The 7802-nt window shown below is 71.0% G+C and carries 6 protein-coding genes; all 6 read right to left on the bottom strand.

Annotated features, from left to right (window positions below):
• Positions 1-183: 183 nt before the first annotated feature.
• The 6 genes from AB0G14_RS30170 to kdpB all read right to left on the bottom strand — a co-directional run bounded on the left by AB0G14_RS30170 (position 184) and on the right by kdpB (position 7785).
• A complete protein-coding gene (locus AB0G14_RS30170; protein ID WP_357703211.1) occupies positions 184-735 on the bottom strand; it encodes a uridylate kinase in 552 nt (183 codons plus the stop codon).
• Between the two features lie 160 nt (positions 736-895).
• Positions 896-1369 (bottom strand): hypothetical protein, encoded by a 474-nt coding sequence (locus AB0G14_RS30165; RefSeq protein WP_357703209.1) that lies wholly within the window; start codon positions 1367-1369, stop codon positions 896-898.
• A complete protein-coding gene (locus AB0G14_RS30160) occupies positions 1366-2049 on the bottom strand; it encodes a response regulator (protein ID WP_357703207.1) in 684 nt (227 codons plus the stop codon). The genes AB0G14_RS30165 and AB0G14_RS30160 overlap by 4 nt, the downstream gene beginning before the upstream one ends.
• Positions 2046-4601 (bottom strand): DUF4118 domain-containing protein, encoded by a 2556-nt coding sequence (locus AB0G14_RS30155; protein ID WP_357703205.1) that lies wholly within the window; start codon positions 4599-4601, stop codon positions 2046-2048. The genes AB0G14_RS30160 and AB0G14_RS30155 overlap by 4 nt, the downstream gene beginning before the upstream one ends.
• Before the next feature lie 92 nt (positions 4602-4693).
• The gene (locus tag AB0G14_RS30150; RefSeq protein ID WP_357703203.1) at positions 4694-5575 is read right to left on the bottom strand and encodes a potassium-transporting ATPase subunit C; all 882 of its coding nucleotides are present in this window, start codon (positions 5573-5575) and stop codon (positions 4694-4696) included.
• On the bottom strand, positions 5575-7785 hold the full coding sequence (gene kdpB / locus AB0G14_RS30145; RefSeq protein WP_357703201.1) for a potassium-transporting ATPase subunit KdpB: 2211 nt from the start codon (positions 7783-7785) through the stop codon (positions 5575-5577). The genes AB0G14_RS30150 and kdpB overlap by 1 nt, the downstream gene beginning before the upstream one ends.
• Positions 7786-7802: the final 17 nt, after the last annotated feature.

The following is a 7802-nucleotide window of genomic DNA, read 5'->3' as shown; positions in this document are numbered from 1 at the left end:
GGCGCGACCTTCGTCAACGGCCGCCTCGTCGAACGACCCGAAGACACTGTGGCCGCGTAGCAACTACCTCATCCACAGATCTTGACGATTCCTCGAGCGAGAGTCACTTCAGCCCCTACCGGTATCCGCATCTGCCGCCCGACAGAGCATCGGAGACGACCGGATCTGCCGAATTGAGTGCGGTCAGTGTGTTTGGGTTGCCCAGACCGGCTGCTGGGGCTCGTCGTTGTGCACGATGATGTCGACGTGATCGGTCGGGCGGACCGTAGCGAAGTAGAACTGTTGGGAGGGGATGTAACGCTTGCGCCAGCGCCGTTCGACTTCGGCCCGAGATGACACCCGGCGCTCTCGGATCACGGCACGATCCACGGTCTTCTCGAGCGCGGTCGACACGAAGATGCGCAGGTCCCACCGATCAATCAGTTCCGGGCGCATGAGGAAGACGCCGTCGAAGACCAGCAGCGCGTCGTAGTCGTGGGTGTCGAAGTAGCAGCCTTCGGCCGAGTACTCGCCGCGCGGGTAGCGCCGTGCCCGGGGGAAGAGGAAATCGTCGATTGTCGCGCGGATGACGTCGCGGCCCTGTGTGCGCAAGACGACGGCCAGCTCCTCGGCGAGCGTGGTCTTGCCTGCGGCGGGCGGTCCGTCGATGGCAACCCGCGTCGGGTGTGTGACTGTGACGGACCCGACTGCCTCAGCCAGGCGGCCGAGCATCTCGTCGCGGGTGCCTTGGTCCATGTCCTGCCCCGTCCTACCCGCTCGGCCGACACCCACGGGAAAACCGATGACCGTTTCCTGGACCCGCGTTCCTTCTGGAAGTCTGCGCCGAACCGCGCTCGGTTGATCCTCAGCCATGACCGAACAATTATCAGCTGTCTCGCGTCGGCCGGCATACGGATCAATGGCAGCAGGACGTGATCCCGCCCTCGCCTGGTGCGTCGGCATCGCTTTCGTCGGGTGCCTGTGGGCGCGTTCCACGTTCACGAAGCGAGCATGACCTCGACCAGCTCACTCCAGCTCGTCCGGTGCCCTCCCGAGCCGCCTCAGCGAACCGCGCTTCGCCGAGGCGGCGCCGCACTGTCTGCTCGATCCGGGCCGCGTTCGGGTGGGAACGGTCCGGCAGTCCACGCACACCGGCCCTCGCCGCGAGCAGCCGCGCGGGCTGGTCGCGGCGCAGCGCCGGGTCGGCAACCCCGACGAGCACCTGCGCGATCATCGGCGCGTAACCAGCCTCGAACGCCGCCTGACACGCCGCCGCGCGATGCGTACGGGCCTGGCCGATATCGTCGGCCAGGTAGCCCAGCAGGTCGTGGGTCCCCGCACGAACGCCCGCCAGCTCGGCCTCGTTGCATGGCGCGTCCCGCCGTTTCATGGCTGGTAGCGGTAGCCCATGCCGGGTTCGGTGATGAGGTGGCGGGGCCGGGTGGGGTCGGGTTCGAGCTTGCGGCGTAGCTGGGCCATGTACTGGCGCAGGTAGCTGGTCTCGGTCTCGTATCCCGGGCCCCAGACGTCGTGGAGGAGTTGGCGCTGACTGATCAGCTTCCCGGGGTTGCGAAGCAGTGTTTCGAGTACCCCCCACTGGGTGGGGGTCAGTCTGATCTCGGTGCCGTCGTCGCGGGTCACGGTGTGGGCGCCGAGGTCGACGGTGTGCCGGCCGACCTTCGCGGTGGGACTGGCCGCGTCCGCGCCTGTCCCGTGCCGGCGGGTGACGGCACGGATGCGGGCGAGGAGTTCGTCGACGCCGAAGGGCTTGGTGACGTAGTCGTCGGCACCGGCGTCGAGGGCGGTGACCTTGTCGTCGCTGCCGGCGCGGCCCGAGAGCACGATGATCGGGACGGTGGTCCAGCCCCGAATCCCGCGGATGACGTCGACGCCGTCGAGGTCGGGAAGACCGAGGTCGAGTACGACGAGGTCGGGTGGGTGGCTGGCGGCGGCCCTGAGCGCGGCGGCGCCGGTGGCCGCGACGTCGACGTCGTAGCCACGGGCGCGCAGGTTGATGCGCAGGGCGCGCAAGATCTGCGGTTCGTCGTCGACGACGAGGATCCGGTTCATTCCTGCGGGCCCTCCGTGGGTTCGGCCGGTGTGGCGGCGGGCAGCCGCAGCACCATGGTGAGTCCTCCGCCGGGTGTGGTCTCCGGGGTGATGCTGCCACCCATGGCCTCGGCGAGACCGCGGGACAGGGCGAGGCCGAGGCCCACACCGGTGGTGTTGTCGCGGTCGCCGAGGCGCTGGAACGGCAGGAAGACCTGTTCCCACTGGTCCTCGGCGATGCCGGGGCCGGTGTCGATGACGCGTAGTTCGACCTGGCCGGAGTGGGCGCTGGCGGTGATGGTGGGTGGCCGCCCGGGCGGGCTGTGGCGCAGGGCGTTCGCGACGAGATTGACCAGGACCCGCTCCAGCAGGCCCGGGTCGGCGGTGGCGGCCGGCAGGTCGGCGGGGATGTCGGTGGTGACATCGGCCGCCTGCGGGCCGAGTTCGTCCAGGGCCCGGGGCACGACGTCTTCCAGGCCGATCGCCGAGGCGGTGATGCCGAGTGCCCCGGCCTGCAGGCGGCTCATGTCGAGCAGATTCGCCACCAGCCGGCCGAGCCGGTCGAGTGACTCGTCGGCGGTGGCCAGCAGTTCGTCCCGGTCCTCGGCGTCGAAGTCGACGTCGCGGCTGCGCAGGCTGGACACGGCGGCCTTTGCCGACGCGAGGGGGGTGCGTAGGTCGTGGCTGACCGCGGCGAGCAGGGCGGTGCGCATTCGGTCGGCCTCGGCCAGGGGCCGGGCGGCGGCGGCCTCCTCGGCGAGGCGTTCCTGCCGGAGCGCGACGGCGGCCTGTGCGGCGAACGCCTCGATGATGCGCCGGTCGGCGGCCTCCAGCCGCCGGCCGGAGAGCACGACGGTGAGCCGGTCGTCGACGGGTACCGTCGTTTCGCCTGCGCTCGGGCTGCCGGCCGGTGCCTCGCCGACGCTGGCCACGACTCGCCAGGCGTCTTCCTCCCGGTCCCGGCCGGGGCGCCCGGCGGCCTCGGCGGCCAGTTCCAGGACGCTGACCGCGCGCAGCGCGAAGGTTTCCCGGAGCCGTTCCAGCAGCGCCGGCAGCGGGCGTTGCCCGCGCAGGACGTTGCCGGCGACGGTGGCGAGGGTCTGCGCGTCGGCGGATGCGCGGGCTGCCTCGCGGGTGCGCCGGGCTGCGAGGTCGACCACCCAGCTGACCGCTACGGCGACGCCGACGAAGACGCCGAGGGCGAGCAGGTTGTCCGCCTCGGCGATGGTCAGCGTGTAGAAGGGCGGAGCGAAGAACCAGTTCAGCAGCAGGGACCCGCCCAGCGCGGCGAGCAGCGCCGGCCAGAGCCCGCCGACGAGCGCGACGCCGACGACGGCGGCGAGGAAGATCAGGATGTCGTTGGTGAGGGTGAGGTCGGGCAGCGCCCTGAGCAGTGCGGTCAGGGCGGGCATGCCCGCGACGGTGAGCGCGAAGCCGTACAGCCGGCGTCGCCGGGACAGCGCGGCCGGCACCGTCGGTCCGGGCCGGCCGCGACGGACCTCGGCGTGGGTGACCAGGTGTACGTCGATGGGCCCGGACAGTGCGGTCGTGGTCACGCCGACCCCGCGGGAGAACAGTTGCGCGAAGCGGCCGCGGCGGCTGGCGCCGAGCACGAGCTGGGTGGCGTTGACGCCCCGGGCGAAGTCGAGCAACGCAGCGGGGATGTCGGTGCCGAGGACCTGGTGGTAGGTGCCGCCGAGGCTCTCCACCAGCACCCGTTGCCGGGCGAGCTGCGCCGGGTCGGCTCCGGCGAGCCCGTCGCTGCGGGCGACATGCACCGCGAGGAGGTCGGCACCCTTGCTGCGGGCGGCGATCCGGGCCGCGCGCCGGATCAGGGTCCCTCCCTCGGGTCCGCCGGTGAGCGCGACGACGACCCGCTCGCGGGCTTCCCAGGTGGCGGAGATGCCCTGCTGGGCCCGGTACGCGTCGAGTTGCTCGTCGACCTTGTCGGCGAGCCAGAGCAGGGCCAGCTCGCGTAGGGCGGTGAGGTTGCCGACGCGGAAGTAGTTGCCGAGCGCGGCGTCGATCTTGTCCGGCCGGTAGATGTTGCCGTGGGCCATCCGCCGGCGCAGCGCCTCGGGGGTCATGTCGACCAGTTCGACCTGTTCGGCGGCGCGCACGATCTGGTCGGGGACGGTTTCGCGTTGGGTGGTCCCGGTGATCTGGGCGACGACGTCGTTCAGCGATTCCAGGTGCTGGATGTTGACCGTGGTGAGCACGGTGATCCCGGCGTCGAGAAGTTCCTGGATGTCATGCCAGCGCTTGGAGTTGCGGGAGCCGGGCACGTTGGTGTGAGCGAGTTCGTCGACCAGGGCGACCTCGGGGCGGCGGGCCAGAACCGCGTCGAGGTCCATCTCGGTGAACTCGGCGCCGCGGTAGGTGATCGTGCGGCGGGGGACGATTTCCAGTTCGCCGATCATGGTGGCGGTGTGCTTGCGGCCGTGGGTTTCGACGAACCCGATCACCACGTCCGTGCCGCGCTCGGCGCGGCGCTGCGCCTCCTCGAGCATGGCGTAGGTCTTGCCGACGCCGGGTGCGGCACCGAGGTAGATGCGCAGTTCCCCTCGTGGCACAGCAGGATTCCTCTCCACAGCGTGACCGGCGGGTCGGGTGACGGGGTGCCGGGCCGGGACGGTGCTAGCGTCCCAGCCCGGCGCCGTCGTGTTCAGCGTGCCGGGAGTTGTTCGTCCAACGCGAGGTTCAACTCCAGCACGTTCACCCCGGGCGAGCCCATGAAGCCGAGCGACCGGCCGGTGGTGTGCTCCTGGACCAGGCGCCGGACGGCCGCCGAGTCCGCGCCGCGCTCCCGCGCCACGCGCACCACCTGGAGCTGCGCGTACGCCGGGGAGATGTGCGGGTCGAGGCCACTGCCGCTGGCGGTGACCGCATCGGCGGGCACTGCGGGCTCGGCGGGGGCGTCACCCCGGACGGGGACGATGGTCGCCCCGGCGGCCCGGTAGTCCTCGCCCGGCGTGGCCAGCTCGACCGGCACACCTTCGTAGCGGGCGAGGAACGGGGTGGCGGGTGCGGTCTGGTTGACGCTGACCACCCGGCTGACCGGGCCGGTCAGCCCATCGCGGCGGAACACCGCCAGCACGGCCCCGACCCCGTCGGTGGTGCAGTACGGGCGGCTTCCGTCGACGCCGTTCAGCTCCCCGACGGCTTTGCTGCGTGCGCAGACCTGGGTGAGCAGGCTCCGCGTGCTGTCGTCGGGGTTGGTGGCGATGGTGTCGACGATGTCCTCCGGGCCGAGGTTGCTGGCCGAGGTGGCGGTGGGGTCGTAGCCGTCGCCGGCTGCCGAGGGGCGGGACTGGAAGTAGCGCGGGACGGGATTGCCGTCGGCGTCGGTGAACGACTGCCCGATGAGCGTGCTACCGACAGGCCGGCCGTCCACCTCGATGAGCGATCCGTCGGCCCGGTGAGCCAGGACCGGGATCCGACCGACCGCGACCAGGGCCAGCGGATAGGCCAGGCCGAGCAGGACGGTGAAGACGAGCACCGCGCGCAGCGCGGCCAGGTGCTGGGAGAGCCAAGACGGTAGGCGCATCACACGATCCCCGGGATGAGCTGGACGAGCAGGTCGATGAGCTTGATGCCGACGAACGGCACCACGATGCCGCCGAGGCCGTAGAGCAGCAGGTTGCGGCTGAGCAGCTGCGACGCGGCGGCGGGCCGGTAGCGGACGCCGCGCAGCGCCAGCGGGATCAGCGCGATGATGACGACCGCGTTGAAGATGACCGCGGACAGGATCGCCGACTCGGGGCTGGAAAGCCGCATGATGTTCAGCGCGTCCAGGCTCGGGTAGATGCCGGCGAACATGGCCGGGATGATCGCGAAGTACTTCGCGATGTCGTTGGCGATCGAGAACGTCGTCAGCGCGCCCCGCGTGATCAGCAGCTGCTTGCCGATCTCCACGATCTCGATGAGCTTGGTCGGGTCGGAGTCGAGGTCGACCATGTTGCCGGCCTCCTTCGCGGCCGACGTGCCGGTGTTCATCGCCACCCCGACGTCGGCCTGGGCGAGCGCGGGTGCGTCGTTGGTGCCGTCACCGGTCATCGCGACCAGCCGGCCACCCTCCTGCTCCTTCTTGATCAAGGCGAGCTTGTCCTCCGGCGTCGCCTCGGCGAGGAAGTCGTCCACCCCGGCCTCGTCGGCGATGGCCTTCGCGGTACGCGGGTTGTCGCCGGTGATCATGACCGTGCGGATGCCCATCCGGCGCATCTCGTCGAAGCGCTCCCGCATCCCGGCCTTGACCACGTCCTTGAGGTGGATGACGCCGAGGGCGCGGGCCGGCTGGCCGTCGAGGTGCTCGGCGACCACCAGCGGGGTGCCGCCGATGCCACTGATCTCGTCGACGATCTGGCCGACCTGCTCGGTGGGGTGGCCGCCGTTGTCGCGGACCCACTTCATGACGGCGGCGGCGGCGCCCTTGCGGATCCGGCGCGCCGGCCCGGCGACACCGCCGTCGACGGTCGCGTCGGGAGTCAGGTCGACGCCGCTCATCCGGGTCTGTGCGGTGAACGGCACGAAGGTGACGTGCGGAATGAGCCCGGGTTCGCGTTGCCGTAGGCCGAACTCGTTCTTGGCCAGCACCACGATCGATCGGCCCTCAGGTGTCTCGTCGGCGAGGCTGGACAGCTGCGCCGCGTCGGCCACCGTGGCGACGTCCACCCCTTCGACGGGGACGAACTCGTCCGCCTGCCGGTTGCCGAGGGTGATGGTGCCGGTCTTGTCCAGCAGCAGGGTGTTGACGTCACCGGCCGCCTCGACGGCCCGACCGCTCATCGCGAGGACGTTGCGCTGCACGAGGCGGTCCATGCCGGCAATGCCGATCGCCGAGAGCAGCGCCCCGATGGTGGTGGGGATCAGGCAGACCAGCAGCGACACCAGCACGATCCCGCTGACGCCGGCGTCGGTGATCGCCCGCGTGTCCGGTGCGGCGGCCTGGTGGCCCATCGAGAAGATCGCGAGAGGCTGGAGGGTGACGACGGCCAGCAGGAAGATGACCGTGAGCGCGGCGAGGAGGATGTTCAGCGCGATCTCGTTCGGAGTCTTCTGCCGGTTCGCCCCCTCGACGAGGTTGATCATCCGGTCGATGAAGCTCTCGCCCGGCTTCTGCGTGATCATCACGACGATCCGGTCGGAGAGGACCTTGGTGCCGCCGGTGACCGCGCTGCGGTCGCCCCCGGACTCCCGAATCACGGGGGCCGACTCGCCGGTGATGGCCGACTCGTCGACGCTGGCGATCCCTTCGACGACGTCACCGTCGCCGGGGATGACCTCCCCGGCCTCGACCACGACGACGTCGCCCTGCTTCAGTTGGGGTGCCGGGACGCTCTCGGTGCGACAGGCGCCGGGGGCGGCGGCGCCCGGGGTCCAGCCGAGGGCGCGGGTGGCGACGGTATCCGCCTTCGCCTTGCGCAGGGCGGCGGCCTGCGCCTTGCCGCGCCCCTCGGCGACCGCTTCGGCGAGGTTGGCGAAGATCACGGTCAGCCACAGCCACCCGGTGATCGCGAGGGCGAACACCGACGGGTCCGCGACGGCGAGGACGGTGGTGAACGCCGCGCCGATCTCGACGATCAGCATCACGGGGTTGCGCCACAGGGTGCGCGGGTCGAGCTTGCGCAGCGCGTCGGGCAGTGATTGGACGAGCTGCCTCGGGTCGAGCAGTCCACCGCCCCGGTCGCCCTGGACGGCGGGTGTGCCGGAGGTGGGGGCGTCCGCCGTACCGTGCGGTGCCGGCGTGGAGGTCGTCATGTCCTTCTCTCTCATGG

The sequence above is a fragment of the Micromonospora sp. NPDC023814 genome, from assembly GCF_040639595.1.
GTDB lineage: Bacteria > Actinomycetota > Actinomycetes > Mycobacteriales > Micromonosporaceae > Micromonospora.
This window is presented reverse-complemented; position numbering and strand designations above follow the sequence as displayed.

Excerpts from the sequence above, each read along its gene's own strand:
- AB0G14_RS30170 (WP_357703211.1), bottom strand. The coding sequence starts at position 735 with ATGGACCAAGGCACCCGCGACGAGATGCTCGGCCGCCTGGCTGAGGCA.
- AB0G14_RS30165 (WP_357703209.1), bottom strand. The coding sequence starts at position 1,369 with ATGAAACGGCGGGACGCGCCATGCAACGAGGCCGAGCTGGCGGGCGTT.
- AB0G14_RS30160 (WP_357703207.1), bottom strand. The coding sequence starts at position 2,049 with ATGAACCGGATCCTCGTCGTCGACGACGAACCGCAGATCTTGCGCGCC.
- AB0G14_RS30150 (WP_357703203.1), bottom strand. The coding sequence starts at position 5,575 with ATGCGCCTACCGTCTTGGCTCTCCCAGCACCTGGCCGCGCTGCGCGCG.
- kdpB (WP_357703201.1), bottom strand. The coding sequence starts at position 7,785 with ATGACGACCTCCACGCCGGCACCGCACGGTACGGCGGACGCCCCCACC.